The organism is Faecalibacterium sp. I2-3-92 (genome assembly GCF_023347315.1).
In the GTDB taxonomy this organism is placed as follows: domain Bacteria; phylum Bacillota; class Clostridia; order Oscillospirales; family Ruminococcaceae; genus Faecalibacterium; species Faecalibacterium duncaniae.
On record NZ_CP094470.1, the window covers coordinates 2,648,583 to 2,675,059 of the forward strand.

General features: G+C 58.5%; 25 protein-coding genes and 3 tRNA genes. 16 read left to right on the top strand and 12 right to left on the bottom strand.

Translation table 11 applies throughout. The features are described 5' to 3' along the window. Positions 1-197: 197 nt before the first annotated feature. From MTP42_RS12920 to MTP42_RS12945, 6 genes are all read right to left on the bottom strand, one after another. Complete coding sequence (locus MTP42_RS12920) at positions 198-1,955, bottom strand: Rqc2 family fibronectin-binding protein (protein WP_249257484.1); 1,758 nt, start codon at positions 1,953-1,955, stop codon at positions 198-200. 234 nt (positions 1,956-2,189) lie between these two features. Continuing rightward, complete coding sequence (locus tag MTP42_RS12925) at positions 2,190-2,966, bottom strand: Nif3-like dinuclear metal center hexameric protein (RefSeq protein WP_249257485.1); 777 nt, start codon at positions 2,964-2,966, stop codon at positions 2,190-2,192. Positions 2,967-3,109: 143 nt separating this feature from the next. Continuing rightward, on the bottom strand, positions 3,110-3,781 hold the full coding sequence (locus MTP42_RS12930) for a class I SAM-dependent methyltransferase (protein ID WP_097773246.1): 672 nt from the start codon (positions 3,779-3,781) through the stop codon (positions 3,110-3,112). After that, a complete protein-coding gene (locus MTP42_RS12935; RefSeq protein WP_005934504.1) occupies positions 3,782-4,036 on the bottom strand; it encodes a DUF1858 domain-containing protein in 255 nt (84 codons plus the stop codon). Positions 4,037-4,368: 332 nt separating this feature from the next. Continuing rightward, positions 4,369-4,656, bottom strand: coding sequence for a zinc-ribbon domain containing protein (locus MTP42_RS12940; RefSeq protein WP_005921120.1), 288 nt, complete (start codon positions 4,654-4,656; stop codon positions 4,369-4,371). Between the two features lie 317 nt (positions 4,657-4,973). Continuing rightward, the gene (locus MTP42_RS12945) at positions 4,974-6,170 is read right to left on the bottom strand and encodes an acetate/propionate family kinase (protein ID WP_249257486.1); all 1,197 of its coding nucleotides are present in this window, start codon (positions 6,168-6,170) and stop codon (positions 4,974-4,976) included. A 183-nt stretch (positions 6,171-6,353) separates the two neighbouring features. Between MTP42_RS12945 and MTP42_RS12950 the strand changes: the two genes are divergently transcribed. The 7 genes from MTP42_RS12950 (at position 6,354) to MTP42_RS12980 (ending at position 14,558) form a co-directional block, all read left to right on the top strand. After that, positions 6,354-7,580, top strand: coding sequence for a nucleotidyltransferase family protein (locus tag MTP42_RS12950; protein WP_249257487.1), 1,227 nt, complete (start codon positions 6,354-6,356; stop codon positions 7,578-7,580). Positions 7,581-7,704: 124 nt separating this feature from the next. After that, positions 7,705-9,024, top strand: coding sequence for an NAD(P)-dependent oxidoreductase (locus MTP42_RS12955; protein ID WP_097771309.1), 1,320 nt, complete (start codon positions 7,705-7,707; stop codon positions 9,022-9,024). Between the two features lie 199 nt (positions 9,025-9,223). Beyond that, positions 9,224-10,774: a DUF1538 domain-containing protein gene (locus MTP42_RS12960; protein WP_156067089.1), complete on the top strand. Its 1,551-nt coding sequence runs from the start codon at positions 9,224-9,226 to the stop codon at positions 10,772-10,774. 12 nt (positions 10,775-10,786) lie between these two features. Further along, positions 10,787-11,461, top strand: coding sequence for a P-II family nitrogen regulator (locus MTP42_RS12965; protein WP_098924237.1), 675 nt, complete (start codon positions 10,787-10,789; stop codon positions 11,459-11,461). Between the two features lie 154 nt (positions 11,462-11,615). After that, positions 11,616-12,485: a YitT family protein gene (locus MTP42_RS12970; RefSeq protein WP_197036550.1), complete on the top strand. Its 870-nt coding sequence runs from the start codon at positions 11,616-11,618 to the stop codon at positions 12,483-12,485. A 142-nt stretch (positions 12,486-12,627) separates the two neighbouring features. Then, positions 12,628-13,608 (top strand): alpha/beta hydrolase, encoded by a 981-nt coding sequence (locus MTP42_RS12975; RefSeq protein ID WP_249257488.1) that lies wholly within the window; start codon positions 12,628-12,630, stop codon positions 13,606-13,608. Between the two features lie 11 nt (positions 13,609-13,619). After that, on the top strand, positions 13,620-14,558 hold the full coding sequence (locus tag MTP42_RS12980) for a nucleoside hydrolase (protein WP_227622254.1): 939 nt from the start codon (positions 13,620-13,622) through the stop codon (positions 14,556-14,558). Between the two features lie 70 nt (positions 14,559-14,628). Here MTP42_RS12980 and MTP42_RS12985 read toward each other — a convergent pair whose 3' ends face one another. Both MTP42_RS12985 and MTP42_RS12990 read right to left on the bottom strand, forming a co-directional pair. After that, the gene (locus MTP42_RS12985) at positions 14,629-16,248 is read right to left on the bottom strand and encodes a phospholipase D-like domain-containing protein (protein ID WP_249257489.1); all 1,620 of its coding nucleotides are present in this window, start codon (positions 16,246-16,248) and stop codon (positions 14,629-14,631) included. A gap of 12 nt (positions 16,249-16,260) precedes the next feature. Next, positions 16,261-16,878 (bottom strand): C39 family peptidase, encoded by a 618-nt coding sequence (locus MTP42_RS12990; RefSeq protein ID WP_117505818.1) that lies wholly within the window; start codon positions 16,876-16,878, stop codon positions 16,261-16,263. Between the two features lie 145 nt (positions 16,879-17,023). Here MTP42_RS12990 and udk point away from each other — a divergent pair, with 145 nt between their 5' ends. The 4 genes from udk (at position 17,024) to MTP42_RS13010 (ending at position 20,910) form a co-directional block, all read left to right on the top strand. Beyond that, positions 17,024-17,653 (top strand): uridine kinase, encoded by a 630-nt coding sequence (udk, locus tag MTP42_RS12995; RefSeq protein WP_005934518.1) that lies wholly within the window; start codon positions 17,024-17,026, stop codon positions 17,651-17,653. A 621-nt stretch (positions 17,654-18,274) separates the two neighbouring features. Then, entirely contained in the window at positions 18,275-18,559 is a 285-nt protein-coding gene (locus MTP42_RS13000; protein WP_015538118.1) for a hypothetical protein, read from the top strand. 165 nt (positions 18,560-18,724) lie between these two features. Next, positions 18,725-19,189, top strand: a complete 465-nt coding sequence (locus tag MTP42_RS13005) for a hypothetical protein (protein WP_005922204.1) — start codon at positions 18,725-18,727, stop codon at positions 19,187-19,189. Next, positions 19,186-20,910: a recombinase family protein gene (locus MTP42_RS13010; RefSeq protein WP_442899440.1), complete on the top strand. Its 1,725-nt coding sequence runs from the start codon at positions 19,186-19,188 to the stop codon at positions 20,908-20,910. Before MTP42_RS13005 ends, MTP42_RS13010 begins: the two co-directional genes overlap by 4 nt. Positions 20,911-21,016: 106 nt before the next feature. Here the strand turns inward: MTP42_RS13010 and nifU are convergent, their stop codons facing one another. From nifU to MTP42_RS13030, 4 genes are all read right to left on the bottom strand, one after another. Further along, positions 21,017-21,466, bottom strand: coding sequence for a Fe-S cluster assembly scaffold protein NifU (gene nifU, locus MTP42_RS13015; RefSeq protein WP_005934520.1), 450 nt, complete (start codon positions 21,464-21,466; stop codon positions 21,017-21,019). A 1-nt stretch (position 21,467) separates the two neighbouring features. Next, complete coding sequence (locus MTP42_RS13020; protein ID WP_156058579.1) at positions 21,468-22,685, bottom strand: cysteine desulfurase family protein; 1,218 nt, start codon at positions 22,683-22,685, stop codon at positions 21,468-21,470. A gap of 159 nt (positions 22,686-22,844) precedes the next feature. Beyond that, positions 22,845-23,276 carry a hypothetical protein gene (locus MTP42_RS13025; RefSeq protein WP_154277147.1) on the bottom strand — a complete coding sequence of 144 codons (432 nt, stop codon included), beginning with the start codon at positions 23,274-23,276 and terminating at the stop codon, positions 22,845-22,847. Positions 23,277-23,416: 140 nt separating this feature from the next. After that, on the bottom strand, positions 23,417-23,740 hold the full coding sequence (locus MTP42_RS13030) for a rhodanese-like domain-containing protein (RefSeq protein ID WP_005934523.1): 324 nt from the start codon (positions 23,738-23,740) through the stop codon (positions 23,417-23,419). A gap of 139 nt (positions 23,741-23,879) precedes the next feature. Here MTP42_RS13030 and MTP42_RS13035 point away from each other — a divergent pair, with 139 nt between their 5' ends. From MTP42_RS13035 to MTP42_RS13055, 5 genes are all read left to right on the top strand, one after another. Continuing rightward, a complete protein-coding gene (locus tag MTP42_RS13035) occupies positions 23,880-24,329 on the top strand; it encodes an RrF2 family transcriptional regulator (protein ID WP_097771320.1) in 450 nt (149 codons plus the stop codon). Positions 24,330-24,400: 71 nt separating this feature from the next. Next, positions 24,401-24,476 (top strand) — tRNA-Trp (locus MTP42_RS13040). Between the two features lie 284 nt (positions 24,477-24,760). After that, positions 24,761-24,837 (top strand) — tRNA-Asp (locus tag MTP42_RS13045). Positions 24,838-24,840: 3 nt separating this feature from the next. Beyond that, positions 24,841-24,916, top strand: a tRNA-Thr gene (locus MTP42_RS13050). A gap of 239 nt (positions 24,917-25,155) precedes the next feature. Further along, positions 25,156-26,373, top strand: coding sequence for an iron-containing alcohol dehydrogenase (locus MTP42_RS13055; protein WP_097771321.1), 1,218 nt, complete (start codon positions 25,156-25,158; stop codon positions 26,371-26,373). The last annotated feature ends 104 nt before the right edge of the window (positions 26,374-26,477 follow it).

Sequence of the window (26,477 nt, forward strand, 5' to 3'; positions counted from 1 at the left end):
TTTCAAAAAAATCGTATTTTTCTTTTTTATTTTCTCTGCACGGTCTTTTGGCGCATTTTTTGTGCATTTTGCATACCGCGTTCCACGTTTTCGCGTGGAAAACTCCCCTGCCTCTCAGGATGCACCGGAATGGGGCGCTTTATACAAAAAGACCCTCTCCGTCAGGGCCCGCAGGCTTTGACGGAGAGGGTCATTCTTTACTTTTTTTGTTTGAGCTGTTCTTCCAGCCCATCCCGGGGCGTGATGTAGACGGTGGTGTACACCTCATACAGAACCATGCCGGGCTTTGCACCGTTGGCTTTCCAGATGTTCTTCACCTCGGTGGTGTCTACCGACACCTTAGCACCGGTCCCGGCCTTGTAGGCGCTGGAATAGATCACGGCCAGCTCGGCGGCCTCCTGCCGGGTGGTGTCCGGGATATCCTCGCCCCGGCTCATCACGACCACATGGCTGCCGGGAGCCTTCTGGACGTGGAACCAGAGGTCCTTGCCCCGGGCGGTGTGGAGGGTCAGCTTGTCGTTCTGGGCGTTGTTGCGGCCCACAAGAATCTCAAAGCCGTCGCTGGAGGTAAAGCGCAGGAAGTCGGCAGGCTTCTGGCGCTTATCGCGCTGCTTGTAGTATTTCAAGTAGCCCTGACTCTTGAGCTCGGCCCGGATCTCGTTCAGTGCCGCCTCACCGGCGGCGGTCTCCACTTCGTAGAGCACCGTTTCCAGATAAGCGATCTCCTTTTCCCCCTCTGCCAGCAGGTCTACCAGCATCCGGGCGGCGGTCTGCTTCTTCTTGTAGTTCTTGAAGAAGTTCTGGGCGTTCTGGCTGGGGCTGAACCGCAGGTCCAGCGGGATGGTCACTTCCTTGCCCTCATCGTACCAGTTGGGCACGGTGATGCTCTTCATTCCCTTCTGGGCCAAATAGAGGTTGGCCGAGAGCAGCTCCCCGTAGAGCCGCAGCTTCTCGCTCTTGCCGCTGGCGGCCAGCTCCTCCTGCCGGGCGGCCTGCTTGCGGACCGCACGCTCGTACATGTTGTGCACGGCCTTGTGCAGTTCCTTGCTCTTGGTGCGCAGGCGCTCAGCGCGGTCCTTCTCGGCATAGTAGCCCTCGAGCAGGGCGTTGAAGGACGGCCACTCTTTTATAATATAGGTATCGCCGTACTGCAGAGGCCGGAAGAAGGTGAACTCCACCGGCTTGCCGTCCGGTGCTGTCACGCTGCAGGGACAGCCGCCGTTGTGGTGGAGCTCCTTCAGCTCGTCGATGGCGGCCATCAGCTTCCGCTTCTGCGCACCGTCCAGCTCGTTGGCCAGCAGGTGTTCCCCGTCAAAGGCGCGCCAGGCGGCTTCCCGGCAGACCACCGGGCCGACACCGGCCACGGTCTTGTTCAGGGCATCGGCCACAGGCAGATCCCGCTCACAGGCTGCCGCCACGATAGACGCGGCGCTCACCTGTAAAAAGTCGGGGCGGGCCGGTTTGGGCGGAATGGTATAGGGCAGGCCCGGCAGCAGCTGCCGGACATCGCTGTCCTCAAAATCCACCCGCTTGAGGGCATCGATGATCTTGCCGTTCTGCACCAGCACCAGATTGGAGTAGCGGCCCATCAGCTCGGCGCAGAGGATGTTCTGCACCAGGTCACCCATCTCGTTGGTGCACTGGAAGGTAAAGTACACGATGCGGTCACCCGGCTCCATCCGCACATCCAGCAGCCTGCCGCCGGTCAGATGCTTGCGCATCAGCATACAGAAGGAGGGCGGTGTCTCGGGGTTCTCGAAGCTCTCCTCGGTCAGGCAGACCCGGGCCGAGCCGCTGCGTGCCGAGAGCAGCAGCGCATAGGTCTCGGTGCGGGTGCGCAGGGTCAGCACCAGTTCATCGCGGGTGGGTTCAAATATTTTTGCGATCTTCGCATCGGTCAGGGTCTGTTTCAGCTCCCCAGCCGTCAGCGCCAGCGTCGCGGCATCAAGTGCCATCTTATAATCACCTGTTTCTCTGATAGAATCTCTTATTCGTTTACGCAAAACGCTCCGGTTTTGCCAAGGGCTCCCCTACTAGGCAACGACGACGACCGCCGCCAGTGGCGGATGAAGGGAGGAGTTGTTGGGGCCGCGGCCAGCAGGACACGAGTGCAATCCTTTGCACGAAGTGGATGCTGGGAGCCGCAACCCGTATGCTGGCGCAAAGCGCCTGAGAGGTTTAATTCCTTATTATATATAAGTAAACGGATCTCTGTTCTCTCCGCTCACCCGCACCTCCAGCTCCGGGAACGCAGCGCGCAAACGGTCAGCGATGGCGGCACACACCGGGAATTCGGTGGCGTAGTGCCCCGCCACCACCAGCGACAGCCCCAGACGCACGGCATCTATGGCCGCGTGGTGGTTGGCCTCGCCGGTCAGCAGACAGTCCGCCCCCACGGCAAGGGCATCCTCGAACATACTGCCGCCCGCGCCGCTGATGACCGCCAGCCGCCTTACGGTCCTGCCGGTATCTGCAAACTTGACCTGCACCGCGGGGCCGCTCCGGGGCCGGTTGCACCGCCCGCCCAGCACAGCCTGCGCCTTGCGGGCCAGCTCCGGCACCGTGATGGGCTCAACCTCGCCCACCCGGCCGCAGCCATCGGCAAACACTTCCCAGTCCCGCATCCCGAAGATGCCCGCCAGCACCTCGTTCACGCCGCCCTCGGCGGCATCCAGATTGGTGTGCATACAGATGGCAGAGATGCCCTTTTGCACCAGCTGGAAGGATACATCCCGGGGGGTCAGCTTTTTCAGCGGGCTGAAGATGACCGGGTGGTGGGACACGATGAGCTCACAGCCCCCGGCCGCAGCTTCCTCCACCACCTCGGGGGTGATGTCCAGCGTTACCAGCACCCGGGACACCTCACGGCCGCAGTCCACCAGCAGGCCGGGGTTATCCCAGCTCTCTGCCAGTTCCAGCGGCGCATAGCGCTGCATCTCAGCGTAAATATCATTGGTTGTAGCCATAAAGCTGTACCTCCGATTTCAGCAGCCTCACCCTCTCCGTCATTGCTGCGCAATGCCACCTCTCCCGAAGGGCGAGGTTTTGACAATCCCCACAAAGTTTCCGGTTTTGCCAAGGGCTCCCCCTTTGGGGGAGCTGGCGAGCGTCAGCGAGTCTGAGAGGGCGAGCCATCTAACAATTTATCGATCTCCTCTGCCAGCTCCGTCCCATCTGGCACGCCCAGCCGGAAACGGGGGAGCTTGGCTTTCTGCCAGGCGGCATATCCTGCACCCTCGGGCCATTCGGCCGTTCTGCCGAACAGGCACTCGGTAAAGGTGGGGGTACGCACCTCGCCGGTGTACTCGGCAGCCATCACGGCGTACCAGCGGCCCGCCGCCTGCACGGGGCGGTCTGCCGCCAGCGCAAAGCCGTGTTCCCACAGCCAGCGGCGCAGCTCGCTGTGGCGGGTGGCCGGCACCATCACCAGCCGGGGCCCGCCGACCTGCGACACCCACGGGGCCTGTTCGATGATCTCCCAGGTGGTCTGTGCCGAAACGCCCGCCAGCACAATGGTTCCCACCTCGCCCGCAGACAACACAGAAAGACCGTCGCCGAGCCGAAGCTCAACGCGGTCTTTGCATCCTGCATGTTCCAGCGTCTGTTCTGCCTTTGCCAGCGGGCCGGGGCGCAGATCGGCCCCGATGACCCGGGGGTATTTCCCCGAGGCCGCCAGCACCGCTGTCAGCTTGCCGTGGTCACAGCCGATGTCAGCCACCGGCTTGCCCGGCAGCACCAGCTCGGCGGCGGCGGTCAGACGCGCATCCAGTGTGGGGAGCACTCAGGCCTTCTTGGAAGCCAGATGGGCGTTCAGCTTCTCCAGCAGCTCGTCGCAGTCCACACCGTGGACCTCACAGGCCTCGGCAATGGTCTCGCCGCGGGAAGCGGGGCAGCCCAGGCAGTGCATACCGATCTCCATAAAATAGGGAGCGGTGGTCTGATCCATATCCAGAATATCGCCAATGATGGTCTCGCGGGTCACCTGCATCGTCTTGTTCTCCTCGTTCTTCTTGAGCATATTAAAAATATCAAACATGATGGGATTCCTTTCTGTTGTGGGTGTTTTCGTGGTCAAACAGACCATTCGTATATACTATACCCTATTACTAGGTATTTTTGCAAGACTTCTTACAAATTTTAAGCCTCATCTTTGTACAACCTCTCAGTCGAGCTTACGCTCGCCAGCTCCCCTGGTAGGGGAGCCTCTGGCGAAACCGGAAACTTTGCGTGGAATGCCAAGGCCTCCCCTCGTTAGGGGAGGTGGCATTGCGAAGCAATGACGGAGAGGTTTTGCGTCCTCTTTCCACACAAAAAGCCCCCGCCATCTTGCGACAGCGGGGGCCAAGCTTCAGATTTTAAAATCAGCGCTTAGTTCTGCTTCATGCGAGCGAAGCAGTCGGAGCAGTAGACCGGACGGTCCTCACGGGGCTGGAAGGGAACCTTGCAAGCCTTGCCGCAAGCTGCGCAGACAGCATCGAACATCTGGCGCTCACCGCTGTTGCTGCGTGCGCCGCCGTTCTTGCGAGCGTCACGGCAGGGCTTGCAGCGCTGGGGCTGGTTCTCAAAGCCGCGAGATGCGTAGAACTCCTGCTCACCAGCAGTCCAAACAAACTCCTTGCCGCAGTCTTTGCAAACTAAAGTCTTGTCTTCGAACATAGTAGTATCTCCTCTTTGTTTAGTTCTTGCCCGCGGAAGGATTGTAACCATACCTTTGGTTTTTAGGGACCATCGCGCTGATCGTAAGCTACCAGGGGCTTGAATGATAGAACATCCTCTGGTTGAGGACTTCTCTATTGTACCGTTCTTTTTTTGATTTGTCAACCAAAAAACAAACCTTCGGCTTCATTTTTGTGCATTCGGCCCAATTAGACAGGGTTTGCGCCCCGGAAAACAGCAAAAGGGAACGCGCCCCCAGTCAGAAGCGCGTTCCCCTTTTTTATTGCATTGTAAAAACCGCGTAAAATACAAACGGCTTACTTCTCGACAACTTCCTTGGTGTCGCGGGCGATCATCAGCTCCTCATCGGTAGCAATGACCAGCGTGCGGACCTTTGCGCCCCAGGCAGTGATCTCACAGACATCACCCTGGATGTGCTTGTTCTTGTCGGTATCGATGCGGATACCCAGCCAATCCATGTGGTGGCAGATCTTTGCACGGGCAGCAGCATCATGCTCGCCGATGCCGCCGGTAAAGACGATGGCATCCACGCCGCCCATGGCGGCAATGTAGCTGCCGATGGTCTTCTTGATCTGGTAGTTCAGCATGTCAGAAGCCAGCTGTGCGCGCTTGTTGCCTGCAGCGGCTGCCTCCTCCACATCGCGCTTGTCGCTGGAGACACCGGAGATGCCAAGCAGGCCGGACTTCTTGTTCAGGATCTCGTCCAGCTCGTGGCCGGTGATGTTCAGGGTGTACTTCAGGTAGTTGACCACAGAGGGGTCCAGGTCGCCGCAGCGGGTGCCCATCATCAGGCCGGCCAGCGGGGTCATGCCCATGGAGGTATCCACGACCTTGCCCTGGTCCACAGCGGCAATGGAAGAACCGTTGCCCAGGTGGCAGGTGATCAGCTTCAGGCGCTCAATGGGCTCCTCCAGATACTCAGCAGCCTTGTGTGCAACATACTTGTGGCTGGTGCCGTGGAAGCCGTAACGGCGGACACCGTACTTCTCATAGTACTCGTAGGGGATGGCGTACATATAAGCCTTCGGGGGCATGGTGCTGTGGAAAGCGGTATCGAACACAGCGACCATGGGGATGTTGCCGAACACTTTGCGTGCAGCCTCAATGCCCAGAATGCCTGCGGGGTTGTGCAGGGGGGCCAGGGGGCTCAGCTCCCGGAGGGTATTGATGACTTCATCGGTGATCAGGCAGCTGGCCTTGAACTTCTCGCCGCCGTGGACAACGCGGTGGCCGATGGCGTTGATCTCGCTGACATCGTCGATGCACTTGCCCTCGCCGGTGGTCATCTTCTTCACGACCTCAGCAAAAGCCTCGGTGTGGGTGGGGAAGATCGCCGGGGTGGTGGCCTTGTGGCCGTTGGCCTCGTGGGTGATCATGCTGCTTTCCATGCCAATGCGCTCGCACAGGCCCTTGCACAGCACCTTCTCGCCGTTCATATCGATCAGCTGATACTTCAGGGAAGAAGAGCCGCAGTTAATAACCAGAACTTTCATCTTCTTGTGCCTCCATATTCTTTTCGGTTCGCAGATGCGGACAGAATTTTACAGATTCCTAGAAATATTATATAATAGGTTCCAAGGGTTTTCAAGCCGCAACCGGGCAAAGGGTTCCACAAAGTATCCATGCTTTTTTGTACACCCTGCCCACAAATGGAAAGAGACACAGGTTATTTCTGTATGAACGATATAAATTTCACAATGTACAAGCTCGCCGGGATCATTGCCGAATACGATCCCTTCCACAACGGCCACGCCTGGCAGCTGCAGCAGGCAAAGGCATTGGGTGCTCAGCGGGTGGCGGTGGCCATGAGCTGCGGGCTGACCCAGCGGGGCGCGCTGCCCCTGCTGCCCGAAAGCGTGCGGGTGCAGGCCGCGCTGACCTGCGGGGCCGACCTCGTGTTCGCCCTGCCCGCCCCTTATGCCTGTTCCGGGGCGGAATGCTTTGCCCGGGCCGGGGTGCAGCTGCTGGCCGCCGCCGGGTGCGACGCTCTGGTGTTCGGAGCCGAAACCCCGGATGCGGCGCTTCTGATGGAGGCCGCCCGGGTGCTCTCCGGCGCGGAATACCGCACTGCCCTCAAGGCCCGGCTTGCTGCCGGGGCCCGCAGCTTTGCGGCAGCCCGGCAGGCAGCAGTGGAAGCAGTCTGCCCGGGCACCGGCCTTGCCGCCCTGCTGGACAAGCCCAACAACAATCTGGCCGTGGAATACTGCAAGGCCATCCTGGAGCTGGGGGCTGCGCTGGTTCCGATCCCCCTGCCCCGGCAGGGTGCCGGTCATGGGCAGGCCCTGACCGAAACAGGGGGGCAGTTTGCCAGTGCCAGCGCCCTGCGCACGCTCTGGCAGAACGGCGGAGCGGATGCCGCTGCTCCCTATGTTCCGGCGGAAGTCCTGCCGCTCTACCGGGAAGCCTATGCCGCCGGGCAGTACACCGATCTTGCGGCCGCCCAGCGCTGTCAGCTGGCGCTTCTGCGCAGCCGGTGCGCAGGAATCGCGCCGTTTGCCCAGGTGCGGGGCATTTCGGAAGGTCTGGAGCACCGGCTGGAAGCCGCCGTGCGTTCCAGCACCACCCATGCGGAGCTGCTGGACAGCCTGACCACCGTGCGCTATCCACGGGCACGGATGCGCCGCCTGGCCATGGATGCCGCTCTGGACTATTCTGCCGATGCCTTCCCCGCCCTGCCGCCCTATCTCCACCTGCTGGGGGCGCAGAAGGATGCCCTTCCCCTCTTGAAGGCTGCCGCACTGCCGGTATCCCACTCCCTTGCGCGGCTGGCCGAGCAGAACACCCCCTGCCGGGCGGTGGTGGACGCTCAGCTGCGGGCCTGTGATTTTGGCGCGCTGTGTCGTAAAAAGCCGGAGCCGATGGGGAGCGCACTTCGTCAAAAAATTATCTTTTTGACGAAATAGCAAAATTTTCTCCTGAAATTTTTACATTTCCACACTTGTATCCCGGCAGTGGTTCGGTGTATCATAATGATAGTATTGGATACAACGAAGCGTCCCCAGCCTGTGGGACAAGAGGAGGAACTCCATGGCATTACATGTTCTGGACGAAGCCAACCGCTGCCTCGGCTGCAAAAAGCCGATGTGCCAGCAGGGCTGTCCCATCCACACCAACATCCCCGAGGTCATCCGTCTGCTCAAGGCAAACGAGCTGGATGCCGCAGGCCGGATGCTGTTTGAGAACAACCCCCTGACCACGGTCTGCTCTCTGGTCTGCAACCACGAGAACCAGTGTGAGGGCCACTGCATCCGCAACCGGATGCCCAGCCACGATCCTGTCCACTTTTCCATCATCGAGGACTATATCTCCACCACCTATGCCAACAAGATGACCAAGGGCCCCGCCCCCAAGAACGGCATGAAGGCCGCCGTGGTGGGTGCAGGCCCTGCCGGCCTGACCATTGCCGTGCTGCTGGCGCGCTGGGGCTACGATATCACCATTTTTGATGCCCGGGATAAGATCGGCGGCGTGATGCGGTACGGCATCCCCAACTACCGCCTGCCCGACAGCGTGCTGGACGATTTCCAGTACCGCCACCTTGAGCTCAAGGGCATCCATGTCCGGCCCAACACCACCATCGGCAAGACCATCACCATCGACGACCTGTTCCGCGACGGCTACAAGAGCGTGTTCATCGGTGCCGGTCTGTGGAAGGCCAACGCCATGCACATCAAGGGTGAGACCCTGGGCAACGTGGCCTTCGGCATCGACTATCTGGCCAACTCCAAGGCCTTCCGGCTGGGGGACGACATCGCCGTGATCGGCGTGGGCAACTCGGCCATGGACTGCGCCCGCACCGCCATCCGCAACGGTGCCCGCCATGTCACCTGCTATGCCCGCCGGGACGAGAGCTGCATCAGCGCCTCTGCGTACGAGGTCAGCTATGCCAAGCTCGAGGGCGTGGGCTTCCGCTTCTGCAAGGCCCCGGTGGAGATCCGGGAAAACGGCCTGATCTGCCGCGACACGGTCAAGAACGAAGAGGGCAAGTTCGTGCAGGTGGAGGGCAGCGAGACCTTCTACCCCCACACCGGTGTCATCGTCTCGGTGAGCCAGGGCTCGGAGAGCAACCTCGTCAAGACCACCACCGGCATCGAGACCAACCAGAAGGGCCTGCTGACCGTCAGCGAGGACGGCAGCACCACCCGCGAGGGCGTGTTTGCCGGCGGCGATGCCGTTATGGGTGCCCGTACCGTGGTCGAGGCCGTGGCCATTGCCAAGCAGGTGGCCGAATCCATGGACAAGTACATGAAGAGCCTGCCTGCAGATACGACCCCCGATCCCTACGCCGACATCCCCACCTTCCAGACCCCCACCTCAGACGTTCTGGGCAAACAGGAAGTCAAATAATGCTTTTCCCGCCCGGCTGGTCTGTCCCGCCGGGCGTTTTATTTCTCATCGGTTTTCATTTGATTTCCAATTTGTAAATTTTGCGCCCATTTATCCATCTTTGCCGTTTCTTAGTTGACCCCATTTTCCGTTTTCCAGTATACTATTCATATATCCGCCTGTGTTTTGTACACTGCGGAAATATTTTCTCGAAAGGTCGGTGGACATTATTCTCAAGGCATCCATCCCCAAACTGCGGGAAAAATTATTGGAAGCGCTTCAGGCGGTGCTGCCCATCGTGGCCATCGTGCTGGTGCTCTGCTTCTCCATTGCTCCCGTCTCCCCCAGCATCCTGCTCTGCTTCCTGCTGGGCGCGGCTATGATCATTGTGGGCATCATGTTCTTTACGCTGGGCGCGGAGATGAGCATGAGCCCCATGGGCGAGCGGGTGGGCGCAATGCTCACCAAAAGCCGGAGCGTGCCGCTCATCATCGGTGTCGGCTTTCTGCTGGGCTTTCTCATCACCATCTCGGAGCCCGACTTACAGGTATTGGCCAATCAGGTGCCCTCCATCCCCAACATGACCCTCATCCTCTCGGTGGCGGCAGGCGTGGGGCTGTTTCTCGTGGTCGCCTTCCTGCGTATGCTGCTGGGCATTGCCCTGCCCAAGCTGCTGGTGGTGTTCTACGGGCTCATCTTTGTGCTGGCCGCCTTTGTGCCAAAGGAATTTCTTTCCGTGGCCTTTGATTCCGGCGGCGTGACCACCGGTCCCATCACCGTTCCCTTTATCATGGCGCTGGGTGTCGGCGTGGCCGCCATCCGTTCCGACCGCCATGCCGCGGACGACAGCTTTGGTCTGGTGGCGCTCTGCTCCATCGGCCCCATTCTGGCGGTGCTCATTCTGGGCATTGCGTTCCAGGCCAGCGACAGCACCTACGTTCCGCCCATCCTGCCCAACGTCAGCGATTCCGTGGAGCTGTGGCAGCTCTTCCACGAGGGCCTGCCCACCTACATCAAGGAGATTGCCACCTCCCTGTTGCCCATCATCGCCATGTTCGGCGTGTTCCAGCTGGCTGCCCTCAAGCTCGACCGGCGGACGCTGGGCCGCATCGGCGTGGGCCTTGCCTATACTTATATCGGTCTTGTGCTATTCCTCGCAGGCGCAAACATCGGCTTTATGCCTGCCGGTAATTATCTGGGTCAGGTGCTGGCAGGCCAGAGCTTCCGCTGGCTGCTGGTGCCCATCGGGATGCTCATCGGCTACTTCATCGTCAAGGCCGAGCCCGCCGTCTATGTGCTGAACAAGCAGGTCGAGGAAGTGACCGACGGTGCCATCTCCGCCAGCACCATGGGCGCAGCCCTCTCGGCAGGCGTTTCCCTCTCGGTGGGTCTTGCCATGGTGCGGGTGCTCACCGGCATCTCCATCCTGTGGTTCCTCATCCCGGGCTACGCCTTTGCCATCGGCATCTCCTTCGTGGTGCCCAAGCTCTACACCGCCATCGCCTTTGACGCAGGCGGCGTTGCTTCCGGCCCCATGACGGCCACCTTCCTGCTGCCGCTGGCACAGGGTGCCTGTGTAGCTGTGGGCGGCAATATCGTCACCGATGCCTTCGGCGTGGTGGCCATGGTCGCCATGACCCCCCTCATCACGGTGCAGCTCATGGGTCTGATGGCCCAGCTCAAGCAGCGCAGAGCCCGGCAGGCACAGCCTGTGTCCACCGCCGCGCTGGCCTTTGCCGACCTGCCGGATGATGCCATCATCGAGCTGTAAGGAGGTCCTGCTGTGAATACTTTATACTGGCTCGTCACCATCACCGACCGCCACTCCACCGATGCCTTTCTGGCCCTTTACGAGGAGCACGGCATCACGGTCAGCCTGCGCACGGTGGGTGCAGGCACGGCGGTGCGGGAGACCCTTTCCACCCTGGGGCTGGAGCAGACCGAAAAGGCCGTGCTCTTTGCCATGATCACCGCCGAGACCTGGCCCGGTCTGCAAAAAGATCTGCGCCGCAAAATGCGCATCGATGTGCCGGGCACCGGCATCGCGTTCATCATCCCGGTCAGCAGCATCGGCGGCAAACGGGCGCTGCAATTCCTGACCGAACACCAGACCTTTGCACTGAAGGAGGAAAGCACCTTGAAGGATACCCGCTATGAGCTGCTGCTCGTCATTGCCAATCAGGGCCACACCGGCTCCATCATGGACGCGGCCCGCGCCGCCGGAGCCGGCGGCGGCACCGTCATCCATGCAAAGGGCACCGGCATGGAGGGTGCCGCCCACTTTATGGGGGTGGAGCTGGTCAACGAGAAGGAGCTGGTGCTCATCGTGTCCCGCACCACCCTGAAAAACCAGATCATGCAGGCCATCATGCAGGGGGCAGGCCCCAAGGCGGGAGCCATCGTATTCTCCCTGCCCGTGACCGATACGGCAGGTCTGCGGCTGCTGGACGAGGAGTAACGGCCTCGCCCTCTCAGGCGCTTCGCGCCAGCTCCCCCAAAGGGGGAGCCCTTGGCAGCCACATCAATCCCGCTGTTCTGATGGGAAGCAACAGCATCGGGTGGATTTTCTTGAAGTTTTCCTGTATTATAAGGATAGTATGGGAGGTACTGCTATGAAATCTACTCGTCGCTGGCAGCAGCTTTTGCTGAACAGTCTGGCTATCATCCTGGGCAACGCACTGTATTCGCTGGCGGTGGCCCTGTTTCTGGAACCCGCAGGTCTCATCACGGGCGGTGCCACCGGCATCGCGCTGGCCTTCGGGCGGCTGACGGGGCTCTCCGTCTCCGGTTTCCTCTTCCTCTTCAACATGTCCATGCTGGTGTGGGGCTGGGCGGTGCTGGGCAAGAAGTTCGCGCTGAACACCCTTGCCAGCAGCGTGCTGAGCCCCGCCTTTCTGGAGCTGTTTGAGCGGCTGCTGGACGGCCGGGTGCTGACTGAGGATATCTTCCTCTGCACCATCTTCTCGGGTCTGGGCATCGGCGTTGCGCTGGGCATGGTCATCCGGGCGGGCGCTTCCACAGGCGGCATGGATATCCCCCCGCTGGTGCTGCAGAAATGGTTCCGCTGGCCGGTGTCCATCACCATGATGCTCTTTGATATCGCCATCTTGCTGGTGCAGGCGGCGTTCAGCCAGCCGGAGCAGGTGCTCTACGGCATCGTGCTGGTCATCACCCACACCATCGTCATGGACAAGATGCTGATGCTGGGCGACAGCCGCACCGAGGTCAAGATCATCAGCACCCGGTCGGATGAGATCCGCACCGCCATTCTGGCTGAGATTGACCGTGGTGTGACCGTGCTCCACGGTGAGGGCGGCTACACCGGCGAGCCCAGCGAGGTGCTGCTCAGCGTCATCTCCAACCGGGAGCTGCCCCGGCTGGAGAAGCTGGTCCATTCCATCGACCCCGCCTGTTTCCTTATCGTCAGCCGCGTGACTGAAGTCAGCGGCCGGGGCTTCTCGATGGAAAAGGAATACCAGTAAATCTTCTTGACAGTGTTTCTGCTATCTGCTATATTGATATCAGAGTAACAAAGTCGATTTTGGGCTTTCGCACAGGGATCCCCCTGCTTTTCGGGGTTATCTGTACGAAGGCCCGTTTTACTACAGGAAAAAGGAGCCAACTATGAAAATCACTCAGATCCCCATGGGGGCCCACAATGCCCAGCTGACCTGCTACCTGCAGGATCCCTGCACCGAAATGCCTGCTCTGGATCGCTGCCCTGCGATCCTGATCTTTCCGGGTGGAGCCTATGCCTTCTGCTCAGACCGGGAAGCCGATCCTGTAGCGCTGGCCTTCCTGAATGCAGGCTACAACGCCTTTGTGCTGCGGTACAGCGTCTCCCAGAACTGTCCGGTGGAGGAGGTCTATACCAATGCCTTTGCTGAGGCGCAGGAGGCCATGGACTACCTGCACCGGAACGCAGGCGACCTGCACATCGACCCGGAGCAGATCGCCGTGGTAGGCTTCTCTGCCGGCGGGCATCTTGCCGCCTCGGTGGGCACCATGGGCCGGGTCCGTCCCGCGGCCATGCTGCTGGGCTACGCTGTGTTCAGCGTCCCGGGCAAGGCGTTGGGCATGGAGCTGCCGGACCTGCTGCAGCAGGTGGATGACCAGACTCCCCCTGCCTTCCTTTTTGCCACTCAGGGCGACCATCTGGTGCCCGCCACACAGTCCCTGCAGTTTGCCACCCTGTTGGCAGAGCGGAAGATCCCCTATGAGATGCATATCTTTGCTTACGGCGACCACGGCTTCTCCACCGGCAGCCGCCACATCGCCAATCCCCAAAACCCGGAAAACCCGGAATCCGCAGTGTGGCAGGGCATGGCACTCGGCTTCCTGAACCACATTTTCAACCACGACGTGCTGGTGCCCGCCCCGGAGGAAGTCAAGGAATTCTGTCTTGATATGAAGATCGGCACCCTGCTGGACACTCCTCAGTCCGCTGCTCTGATCCAGCAGCTGCTGCCGGAGCTGGCCCAATATGTGCAGCAGGAGCCCGGCTCCCGGGGCATTTCGGTGAACGACCTGCAATTCTACAGCAACAAAATGTTCGATGAAGAAAAGCTGGCCGCACTGAACGAAGCTCTGGCAAAACTGAATTGAGGTAACACCACATGGAACGCTCTGAACTTCTTGCGCGGCTGAGATTTGCACCGCCGGAGGCCTGCCGGGTGCGGGTCATCATTGACACCGATGCAAAAAACGAAGGCGATGATGACTTTGCCATCCTGCACCATCTGCTCACTCCGCAATTTGATGTGCGTGGTATCTGTGCCACCCATTTCGAGGTCAAAACCACCCAAAGGGGTCTGCCGCCCCACAGCATGGAACGCAGTTACCAGGAGATATGCCGCCTGCTGAACGCCGCACACATCGACGATGTTCCTGTTCTTCATGGTTGTACTGCCCCTCTCGCCTCCCCGGAGGATGCTCCCGACTGTGAAGCCGTCGAGTTTCTGATCCAGGAGGCTCTGCGGGATGACCCGGCTCCCCTGTACATTGCTGCCCAGGGCGCTATGACAAACATTGCCGCCGCCCTGAACCGTGCCCCGGAGATCGCGTCCCGCATGACGGTGCTCTGGAACGGCGGCGGCCCCTATCCCGCCGGACGACCGGAATTCAATGTTCAGCAAGACCCCATCGCCTGCCGTGTCCTGTTGGACAGCGCTGTCACGGTCTGGCAGATCCCACAGGATGTCTACGCCAAATTCGAGGTATCCCTTTCCGAATTGGCGCTTCGGGTACGGCCCTGCGGCGAAGTGGGAGCCTATCTATTTCAGCAGCTGATGGACGAGTACCCCTCCGAATACGATCCCCGCTTTCCTCTGCGCACCGGGGGCAATTGGACTTTGGGCGACAACACTACCGCCGCTGTCCTGCTGGAGAATGGATTCCGGGGGCACTGGACACTCCGCCCGGCCCCTGTGCTCCTGCCCAGCCTGACCTATGCTGAAGCTTCTGACCGCAAAACCATCCGTGTCTATCACGATCTGGATGTCCGTTTTGCACTGGAAGATTTTTATTCCAAGCTGGCGCTGTGCTACCCCAGATAAGGATCATACAAAACAACAGCCCCCTCGGGTCATAATAGCCTGAGGGGGCTGTTGTTCTGTAATTCAGCTGTTACAGCAGCGGTGCAATGACCTTGAGCAGCATTCCGGTGGCACGGAGCAGATAATGCTTCTGCCAGATGCTGGCCGAGGTATTTTCCACCGTGCGGCACTGCTCCAGCGTGTGCTGGAAATCCTGTTCAATGTCCCGGATACAGGGAGCATCCACCATCCAGACGGCATCTTCAAAGTGATGGTACAGGCTGCGGTAGTCCAGATTGATGGTGCCCACCACCGCTTCCCTGCCGTCCACCACGAATACCTTGGCATGGACAAAGCCGGGGCTCCACTCGCTGATCTTCACACCCGAATCCAGCAGGGCCGAATAGTGGCTCTTTGCCAGTGCGTAGGGGAACCGCTTGTCCGGCTTTCCGGGCAGGATGAGGTGGACATCCACGCCCCGTTCAGCGGCAAATTTCAGGGCGGTCTCCAGTTCGCCGTCCAGAATAAGGTAGGGGGTCATAATGTGGATGTAATCCCTGGCCCGGTTGAGCAGGTCGATATAGACCATCTCGCCCACCCGCTCGCCGTCCAGCGGGCAGTCCCCGTAGGGAGCCGCCACGCCCTTTGCATTTTCCGGCACCGGAATGGGCCGGGTCAGGAACTGCTCATATTCCGGCTCCTTCAGGATGCCCCACATCTGCAGAAACTGAGCCGTCAGCGAACGGACCGCCTCGCCCTCCAGCATCACGGCGGCATCCTTCCAGCGGCCATGCTTCTGGATGTGGTTGATGTACTCATCGGCAAGATTCACGCCGCCGGTAAAACCGACCCGCCCGTCAATGACAAGAATTTTCCGGTGGTCGCGGTAATTGTAATGGGTAGAGACGAATGGCTGCACCGGGCTGAACACCTTGCACTGGATGTTCAGCTTCTCCAGCAGCCGGGGGTAATTGCGGGGCAGGGTGGAGAACTCACAGGTGCCGTCGTACATCACCCGGACATCCACGCCCTGCAGCGCCTTGCGGGCCAGCACCTCCAGGATCTTGCCCCACATCAGGCCCTCGTCGATGATGAAATACTCCACAAAGATATATTCTTCTGCCGTTTCCAGCTGGCGCAGCAGTTCCTCAAACTTTGCCTCGCCGCCGGGAAAATAGGTCATGGCGGTGTTCTGGTACACCGGAAAGCCGCCGCCCCGCCCGTACAGGTACTTTGCCAGCGAGGCCGCACCGGGTTCAAGCGCTTTCAGCTGCTCCACGGCCTTTTGGCTCTGCGGCAGCCAGCCGCGCAGCTGGTCCTCCAGCTCCAGCAGCCGCTTGCGCAGGATGTTGTGCCCGAAATTGCTCTTGACATAGAAGAACATCGGAATGCCCACCACCGGCGCAATGGCAACCACCACCATCCAGGTGATCTTGGCGCTGTTGTCCATCTTGCTGTTGAGCAGGTAGATGACCATGGCCGATGTAACGACCACGCTGCCGCCGAAGTAATGGGGCCACAGGTTGCCGAACCACCGGAAGATGCTGAACAACAGCCCCACCTGCAGCAGCAGGAGGATCAGCACCAGGCCAAAGCGGCTGAAGATGGCGTGGATCACACCCTTCTGCCCCTTTCTCAGCAGTCGCAGGCCGCCGTCCTCAAACTGATGAACATAGCCCTTGACGTTCTGTTTCAGTTTCTCTGTTTTCATATTCCGCCTTTCTTATTTCCGCCGCAGGGTCACCGCATAGGAGTCCTGTGCCGCGTGGCAGCGCTCCACCAGCTCCTTGGGCTGGGCGCAGACCCCGTGGTCATGCCACGGGTCATTGAACCAGTAGTTTTCCTCATCGTAGCCCACCAGCAGCAGGCAGTGCTCGTGGCACTTCCAGGCAAAGTCGGTGCCATCGGCCAGCAGCCAGTGATCCCGCTCCTCGGGCACCGGGGTAAAATCCAGCGTTGCCCAGAACACCACCGGCATTCCCTCGTCAATGAACCGGCACAGCTGTGCCGCGGTCTCGCCGCTCACGTCCAGCACCTCGAACCGGTCCGCCGCGCCCTCGTGCGCCAGCGCGCTCTGCAAGGCCTGCACGATGCAGGGGGCATAGCAGCCGTACCCGGTGTGGTCGTGGGGGTCACCGGGGTAAACGAACATCGGGTCAGGCCCGTAGAGCCTGCCCTCCTGTTCCCAGTAGGGGGCGTGGGGCAGGTCGCGCTCAATGAACACGTCCGGGTCAATGGGGATGCCCACAGCCTGCAGCAGCATCACGCTGCTGATGCTCTCGCAGCCGTTCACCCAGCGGGCGGTCTGGTCAATATACGGGGCCGGAACGATCTTTTTCATCAATTTTCCTCTTACTCTGTCAAAAACAGTGGTTTTGTGATATCATAAGCAGTGAGAAACAGGGGTGTTCCCCAACAATATACCTATTATAGCTTATTCTGACCGGTTTTTCTACCGGAATCGGCAGGCAGGAGGATTTTGGGACATGAACAATCTGATCATCGGCATCGCAGGCGGCTCGGGCAGCGGCAAGACCACGCTGGCTTACCGGCTCAAGGAGCGGTTCGGGGAGGACGAGGTGCGTCTGATCTCCCACGACAGCTACTACAAGCGCCACGATGAACTGCCCTTTGCAGAGCGCTGCAAGCTGAATTATGACCACCCGGACGCGTTCGACAACGACCTGCTCATCCAGCACCTGAAGGAGCTGAAGGCGGGCCGCGCCATCGACTGCCCCGTGTACGATTACGCCAACCACAACCGCAGCAGCGAGGTGCAGCACATCGAGCCCGCCCCCGTCCTCATCGTGGAGGGCATTCTGCCCCTGGCTGAGCCGGAGCTGTGCAGCCTGTTCGATTACAAGATCTACGTGGACACCGACGCGGACGAGCGGATCCTCCGCCGCATCCTGCGGGATGTCAAGGAGCGGGGCCGCTCGCTGGACAGCGTCATCGCCCAGTACCGCGCCACCGTCAAGCCCATGCACGAGGCTTTTGTGGAGCCCAGCAAGCGCAATGCCGATATCATCATCCCCAACGGCGGCGAAAACGGCCCCGCCATCGAGATGCTGGCCCACCACATCCGCAGCCTGATCCAGAAGGCAAATCTGCGCTGAACTTTCACCGCAGTTCCGTATGATACCAAAAAAGGGGTGGTTCCCGACTGCTGGGTATCCGTAAAACAGTTTTCGAAAAATGACACGGCAACTGCCTGTCAGGATTGGTTACGGAGTACCCGGCTAGGCCGAGGAAGCATCAAGTCCCATGTCCGCACCGTTAAGGTGTTGGGTATGGGGCTTTTTGCATTTCAGGAACGTATACACCTCTGGAAAGGTGTAACACACTAGACTTTGTACCAAAGTCGTGTGCCAAGGGTGCTGCGCCCCTTTGGAATCCCTGCTTACATCGCCTGTGGGCGATGTAGATTCGCCGCACAGAAAGCTCTCACAAAAGGCACACCCGGCTGTCTGCGGCGAGGAGAAGGCACTTCTGCGGAAGTGTAATAACCCACTATGACACTTTCATCCCTGTGGTCTGCAAAGTGTAGTGGGCTCTCCGAGGGGGAAACGGCTATATAGGGTGCGCTTCGGGCAAATCGCTGCGTACGTGCGTACCAATCTCTCGTACGCACGTACGCAGTAAAACGGCTAAAATCTCCTATATAGGGGTGTTCTTCTGGAAATCAATATGATATACTCAACTTAACCAACCATCAACTAATAGGAGGCGGTAATATTATGGGAAAAACTTTTGTGTGTAGCTTATGCCGTAATGGAATCATTGGCGGTGGTTTGTACATTGATGAACAGAGCATTACATATTCAACTCAAAAGCTCACAGTCAGTCCACTGTATCGCAACCTTGTATTGCCCATGAACGAGATAAGGGAGCTTTCATGGAGTCAGATGGTCGTTCCTGTTGCAGCAATTTCCATGAAAGATGGAGAATGTTATAAATTTATCATATATAACAAATCAGGATTTGAAAAGGCATATAAGCAATATAGCAACCACCAAGAATGAAATCACCTAGCAGGGTTTGGGGCAGGCACGCCCCAACAAGAAGCTGTCCCAAAGGGGCAGGAAATTTTCAAGAATTGAAAATTTGTGGCCACGGGACGATTCTTGCTCTCACGAAAACCCATACTTTTTGAAAAAACGCTTTTCGCAGCCAAAGGAGGATGCACCATGAAAAAAGAGATCGAAGCCTTTGTCAACGCAGCCAACGAGCAGGAGTTGGAAGCCGCATGGAATAACCTCTCGGCAGAGGAACAGCGGATTTTCGAGCAGCTCATGGAGGAAGACTCACCCGAAGATGCACTGGCATTTTTCGCCCAGCTGTATGACGATACCCCGAAGGAGCAGGCCAGCGAAACCGTGAGCATCTCCGAAAATGAAATCTATTTCAAGCGGCAGCCCTTGACCGAAGAGCAGAAGAAGCACGGCTCCTATGTAGATGAGAACGGCAATCTCCATGTCAAGAACCTGTCCGCCTTCTGGATTCCAGAACTGACTACCACGGAGAAAGTCGGTCACACCACCTATACCGTGACCGGCAGCTATGAGGGCAAGGAGTCCTTTTTGAAGAAGCTGGAGCGCATTGTTGCCAAGAACGCCCAGCAAAAATTTGAAGATGAGGGTGCAGACGAATGACAACTGCGCCCAATTCTGCTATACTTGACCCGGTAACCAATCCTGTACTGACAGTTGCTCCACAGAATAAGGAGGACCCAACAATGTCTGGAGCAACGAATAAAATCACCGCACTTTACTGCCGACTGTCGCAGGAGGACGAGCGACTCGGCGAAAGCCTTTCTATCGAGAACCAGAAGGATATCCTTTTGGACTATGCTAAAAAGAACCACTTCTCGAACCCGGTGTTCTTTGTTGATGATGGCTATTCTGGCACGAACTATGACCGCCCCGGCTTTCAGAGTATGCTGGTCGAGATCGAAGCAGGGCGTGTAGGAATCGTTATCACAAAAGACCTGTCCCGACTGGGGCGCAACTCTGCCTTGACGGGTCTGTACACAAACTTCACCTTTCCCCAGTATGGCGTTCGCTACATTGCCATTAACGACAATTACGACACCATTGACCCGAACAGCGTAAACAACGATTTTGCGGGCATTAAGAACTGGTTCAACGAGTTTTACGCCCGCGATACCAGCCGCAAGATTCGGGCTGTCCAGAAGGCCAAGGGAGAGCGTGGAGTACCGCTGACGGTCAATGTCCCCTACGGCTATGTGAAAGACCCGGAGAACCCGAAGCATTGGCTTGTTGACCCGGAAGCGGCTGCGATTGTGAAGCGCATCTTCTCCATGTGCATGGAGGGACGTGGGCCGACCCAAATTGCGAACCAACTGTGGGCAGATAAAGTTCTGACTCCTACCGCCTACAAGTTGAGCCATGGCCGGAGTACAAACGCACCTGCCCCGGAAGACCCTTACCGCTGGGATAAAAGAGCAGTAAGTTTGATTCTGGAACGCCGGGAGTACACTGGCTGCACAGTCAACTTCAAGACCTATACTAACTCTATCTGGGATAAAAAGAGACATCTGAATCCTGTGGAAAATCAGGCTATCTTCCTAGATACACATGAGCGCATTATTGACGATGATGTGTTTGAAAAGGTTCAGGAGATTCGTAACCAGCGTCACCGCATGACCCGGACAGGCAAGAGCAGCATTTTCTCCGGTATGGTCTACTGCGCTGACTGCGGTTCTAAGATGCAATATGGTTCGTCCAACAACAGGGACTTCAGTCAAGACTTCTTTGATTGCTCTCTGCACAAGAAGAACGGGAGCAAGTGCAAGGGACACTTCTTCCGGGTAAAGGTTCTGGAAGGACGTGTACTGAGTCATGTTCAGCGGGTGACGGACTACATTCTCCGTCATGAAGACTACTTCCGCAAGGTCATGGAGGAGCAGCTTCGGGTGGAAAGCACCGAAAAGCTGACCGTCCTGAAGAAGCAGCTTGCCCGGAATGAGAAGCGGATTGCAGACCTCAAACGGCTGTTCATGAAAATCTACGAGGATAACGCCAGCGGAAAGCTGAGCGATGAACGCTTTGACATGATGAGCCAGAGCTACGATGCCGAACAGAAGCATCTGGAAGAGGAAGCCCTCTCTATCCAGCAGGAAATCGAAGTACAGGAACAGCAGATCGAGAATATTGAGAAGTTCGTCCAGAAAGCGCACAAGTACGTTCATATTGAAGAACTCACCCCTTATGCTCTCCGTGAACTGGTGTCGGCCATCTATGTGGATGCCCCGGATAAGTCCAGCGGAAAGCGGGTGCAGCACATCCATATTAAGTATGATGGGCTGGGGTATATCCCTCTGGATGAACTGGAAGCAAAAGAAAAGGCGTGACCGAAGTCACGCCAAATCTTCCCCATTTCGGGAGCTTTTGCAAATACTGTTTTATGGGAACTCTGCTACCGGGAACCACCCCTTTTTATGATTCTGCGGATCCTGCTCAGACCTTGCAGCTCTCACCGCTGCAATGGTCACAGTCTTCTTCCAGCTTGCCCACAATGGGTTCCGGATCAATGCCCTGACGGCGGTAGTAGTCAGACAGGGCAGCCTTCACGGCCTGCTCTGCCAGAACGGAGCAGTGCACCTTGATGGGGGGCAGACCCTCCAGAGCTTCCACAACGGCCTTGTTGGTCAGCTTCAGGGCCTCGTCAATGGTCTTGCCCTTGATGAGGTCGGTGGCCATGCTGCTGGTGGCAATGGCGGCACCGCAGCCAAAGGTCAGGAACTTGACATCAACGATCACGTTGTTTTCGATCTTCAGGTACATGCGCATGATATCGCCGCACTTGGGGTTGCCGACTTCACCCACGCCGTTTGCATCGGGGATTTCGCCGACATTGTGCGGGTTTGCGAAATGCTCCATGACCTTTGCGCTATACATACTTGCCATCTTAGTTTTCTCCCTTCAGGCTGAACTGGCGGGCGGTGTTCTGGCCCTGCAGCCACATACAACTCATAGCACGGCGGCGGGGAATGACCTCCTCCAGCACGTCACACAGATATTTTGCTTCCTCCATGGTATTCTGCGGGCCAAAGGTGAACCGCATGGAACCGTGGCCGATCTCCTCCGGCACGCCGATGCTCAGCAGAACATGGCTGGGGTCCAGGCTGTCGGAGTTGCAGGCCGAACCAGTGGATGCGCAGATGTGGTGCATATCCAGGTCCAGCAGAATGGTCTCGCCCTCCAGGCCCGGGAAGCTGATGTTCGCATTGCCGGGCAGGCGGTGCTCCAGGCCGCCGTTCAGGCGGGCCTCCGGGATGTTCTTGAGCACGCGGTCAATGACGTAATCACGCAGCTCTTTCTCGTGGGCCATCCGCTCGTCCAGGTGGGCGACGGCCATCTCCAGTGCCTTGCCCATACCGGCGATACCGGCCACGTTCTCGGTGCCGGCGCGGTGGCGGGCCTCCTGGCTGCCGCCGTCGATCAGGTTCTGGGGCCAGATGCCCTTGCGGCAGTACAGTGCGCCCATGCCCTTGGGGCCATTGAACTTGTGGGCGCTCATGGACAGCATATCCACGCCCAGCTCCTTGACATCCACAGGAATAGTGCCAACGGCCTGCACCGCATCGGTGTGCATCCACACGCCGTGCTTGTGGGCGATCTCCGCAATTTCCTTGATGGGCTGGATGGTGCCGATCTCGTTGTTGGCCATCATAATGCTGACCAGCGCGGTATCGGGACGGATGGCCGCCTCCACATCCTCCGGGCGGATATAACCTTCCGGGGTGGGCTTGATATAAGTGACTTCAAAGCCCATGCGCTCCAGAGCAGCCATGCTGTGCATGATGGCGTGGTGCTCAAAGGCGCTGGTGATGAGGTGCTTCTTGTTCTGGCGGGCCTTGGTGAAGGCAGTGCCCTTCACGGCCCAGTTGTCGGCCTCGGAGCCGCAGCCGGTAAAGAAGATCTCCGCCGGAGATGCGTTGATGGCCTTTGCCACCTGGGCGCGGCCGGTGTCCACAAACTCTTTGGCCTCATAGCCAACGCTGTAATGGCTGCTGGGGTTGCCGCAGGCACCGCTCAGGGCCTGGGTCATCACTGCCAGCACCTCCGGGGCACAGGCAGTCGTGGCAGCATTGTCGAGATAAACCACTTTCTCCATAGTTTCCATGGGATTGATCCTTTCTGGCAAACGACAAATCGTTTTTGCATTTCCGGACCGAACGTCCGGGCCTATGATACCTTTTAACGGGAATGTTATACCATATCATTCCCTAGCATGTCAATAGGAATACTGGAAATTCATCAATCCGTAACAATCCGGGCAGATTCAGCGCCCTTTTCCGGCCAGCTTCCCCAGAACCACCTTCCATTTGGGGTAGCCCCAGCGCCGATCTTCGGCAAAATCATCGGCCAGCTTCCAGGGGAAGGTGCCGCCATCGAAGTACAGATTGCCCGCTTCGTCCACCCGGTCCAGCTTTTTGGGCAGGTACTCCTCATCATAATAGCTCTTGCGCTTATCCGGCAGGGCCCAGTGGAGGGTGCCGTCGGCATCCATGCCGGAAGCCCACACGCCGAACACAAAGGTCGCCGCCTCGCCGTAGCAGTGCTGCTCAAAGCGGATGGCACCATCATAATAGAATTTGATGACCTCCAGCGTACCGGATTCCTTTTTGCCGTCCCGGCCCAGCGTGGGGCGGTAGTCCTGCTGATACCGGCAGCCGCAATGGGCTCCGGCAAACTTTTTCGGGTCGAACGCCATAAGTGCACATCCTTTCTTTTGCACAAAACTCCCTCCGTCATCGCTGTGCGCTGCCACCTCCCTCTAGGAGGGAGGCTTACCGCACGGACAGGCCCCATCTCAGAGGGGGCTGTCTGCGAAGCAGACTGGGGGAGTTTCCTTTAAAAATGCCCCTCAAAATCGCCCTCGATCTCATACGGCCAGCTCAGGATGCCGCCGAGATCACGCAGGCCGGTGTAGCCCTGCGCTTCCAGCTTCTGTGCGGCATCGGCACTGCGGCGGCCGGTGCGGCAGTAGATCAGCCACTGGGCATTTTTGTCCGGCATGACCTCCTCCGCACGGGTCAGCACGTCACCCAGGGGCAGCAGCTTTGCGCCGGGGATATGCCCCACAGCAAATTCGTCCGGCTCCCGGACATCCACGGCCTGCGCTTTGCCTGCATCCAGCAGGCGGATGGCTTCGGCCGGGGTGATCTTCTCTACCATTGTCTCATCTCCAAGTTCCGATAATTTCTCCATTATATGATAACAGACGTTTTTTGTTTCGGCAAGAGAAACCGGCGTTTTCGCTTTGCAAAACCTGCACCGCGTGGTATACTAAGGGGAGAAACAAGGAGAGTAGACCATGAAATTTTCCACAAAGAGCCGCTACGCCCTGCGGCTGATGGCCGAGCTGGCCCGCTACGCACCGGGCACCACCGTCTCCCTGAAAGAGATCAGCGAGCGGCAGAACCTGAGCCTGAAATATCTGGAACAGATCGTCACCCCACTGGCCCGGGTGGGGCTTGTGAAAAGCGAGCGCGGTAGCCAGGGCGGCTACCGGCTGACCAAGGCCCCCGCCGACTACACCGCCGGTGAGATCCTGCGCGCCATTGAGGGCAGCGTGGCCCCCATCCCCTGCCTTGGCAGCGAGACCAACGAGTGCCCCATGTCCGAACAGTGCTTCACCCTGCCGTTCTGGGCCGGGCTGGACGAGGTCATCAACCAGTACATCGACAGCGTCACTCTGGAGCAGCTGGCCCAGAGCCTGCCCGCCGCCAAGGACGGCTGCTGCGGCTGCAACACCAAGATCTGAAAATTTATGCTTGACATTTTGCGCCGAATCTTATATAATAAGCAGGCATTCAGCGAATGCAGCATAGATTTAGGGGTATAGCTCAGTTGGTAGAGCAGCGGTCTCCAAAACCGCGTGCCGTGAGTTCGAGACTTACTACCCCTGCCACAAACCTCCGGAGCAGCCGCTCCGGAGGTTTTGTTCTTGCGCAGACATACTCCCCCAGTCATCGCTGCGCGATGCCAGCCCCCTCTGGGATGGGGCCTTTGTGCCCCTGCAAAGAGGCTCCCTCATGGAAGGAGCTGGCTGCGAATGCAGTGAGCAAACTGAGGAAGTCCGCCTTTTTCATCTTTTTTGCGGCTTTTTTGTTTTTTCCGCTTGACAAGCCGCCCATCTTCCGGTATAATAGGGCACGTTCCGGCGGTAAACGCCGCACGAACTTGAGCGATCATGGCCCGGTAGCTCAGTTGGTTAGAGCACCAGCCTGTCACGCTGGGGGTCGTCGGTTCGAGCCCGATCCGGGTCGCCATTTGCTGCTATAGCTCAGTTGGTAGAGCGCATCCTTGGTAAGGATGAGGTCTCCAGTTCGAATCTGGATAGCAGCTCCATTGAAAAACCACTTGAAGTCTTAGAGCTTCAGGTGGTTTTTTGTTTGCCATTTTCCCGGTTTCTCCGGCCGGGAAGCCCTCTCTTTCCAGCGAAATGCCCAAAATTGGGTCTGATTTTTCCACATTCCGGCAATTGAACTTTTGGATGGTTTGCAGTACACTTTGTGTAAGAGAGTTGGTTATTTTTGTGTCAAACATTCACAGACCAGAGAGTTTTGATTGAATCGGAGGTATTTCCTATGGCTCGTTTTACTCTTCCCCGCGATCTGTACCACGGCAAGGGTGCTCTGGAAGCCCTGAAGTCCTTTACCGGCAAAAAGGCCATGATCTGTGTCGGCGGCGGCTCCATGAAGCGGTTCGGCTTCCTTGACCGCGCTGTTGGCTACCTGAAGGAAGCCGGCATGGAAGTGGAGCTGTTTGAGGGCATCGAGCCCGATCCCTCTGTTGAGACCGTCATGCGCGGCGCAGAGGCCATGCTGAAGTTTGAGCCCGACTGGATCATTGCCATGGGCGGCGGCTCCCCCATTGATGCCGCAAAGGCCATGTGGATCAAGTACGAGTACCCTGAGATCACCTTTGAGGAGATGTGCAAGGTGTTCGGCATTCCGCCGCTCCGCCGCAAGGCCCACTTCTGCGCCATCTCTTCCACCTCCGGCACCGCCACTGAGGTGACTGCCTTCTCCATCATCACCGATTATCAGAAGGGCATCAAGTACCCCATCGCTGACTTTGAGATCACCCCCGATGTCGCCATCGTCGATCCCGATCTGGCCGAGACCATGCCCAAGAAGCTGGTTGCCCACACCGGTATGGATGCAATGACCCACGCCATCGAGGCTTATGTTTCCACCGCCCACTGCGACTACACCGACCCGCTGGCCATCTTCGCCATCCGGATGATCCAGGGCGATCTGGTGGACAGCTATAATGGCGATATGTCCAAGCGTGATTCCATGCACAACGCACAGTGCCTGGCCGGTATGGCATTCTCCAATGCGCTGCTGGGCATCGTCCACTCCATGGCACACAAGACCGGTGCTGCCTTTGCCGACTACGGCGCACACATCATCCACGGTGCTGCCAACGCCATGTATCTGCCCAAGGTCATCGCCTTCAACGCCAAGGACCCCGAGGCCAAGAAGCGCTATGGTGTCATCGCTGACGAGATGAAGCTGGGCGGTTCCAACGACGACGAGAAGGTCAAGCTGCTCATCGAGTACCTGCGCGGCATGAACGATGCGCTGAACATCCCCCACTGCATCAAGAACTACGGCCCCGATTCCTACCCCACCGAGCAGGGCTTTGTTCCCGAGGAAGTGTTCCTGGAGCGTCTGCCCGAGATCGCAAAGAACGCTATCGGCGATGCCTGCACCGGCTCCAACCCCCGCCAGCCCAGTCAGGAGGAGATGGAGAAGCTGCTCAAGTGCTGCTACTACGACACTGAGGTCGACTTCTGATTTAAACCGACATTTTACAGACACTTTTACCTCTTTCCCATAACAGCAAAGCCGCAAGCCCTCAACAGGCCTGCGGCTTTGTTGTTTGATGGGCCTCTCAGGCG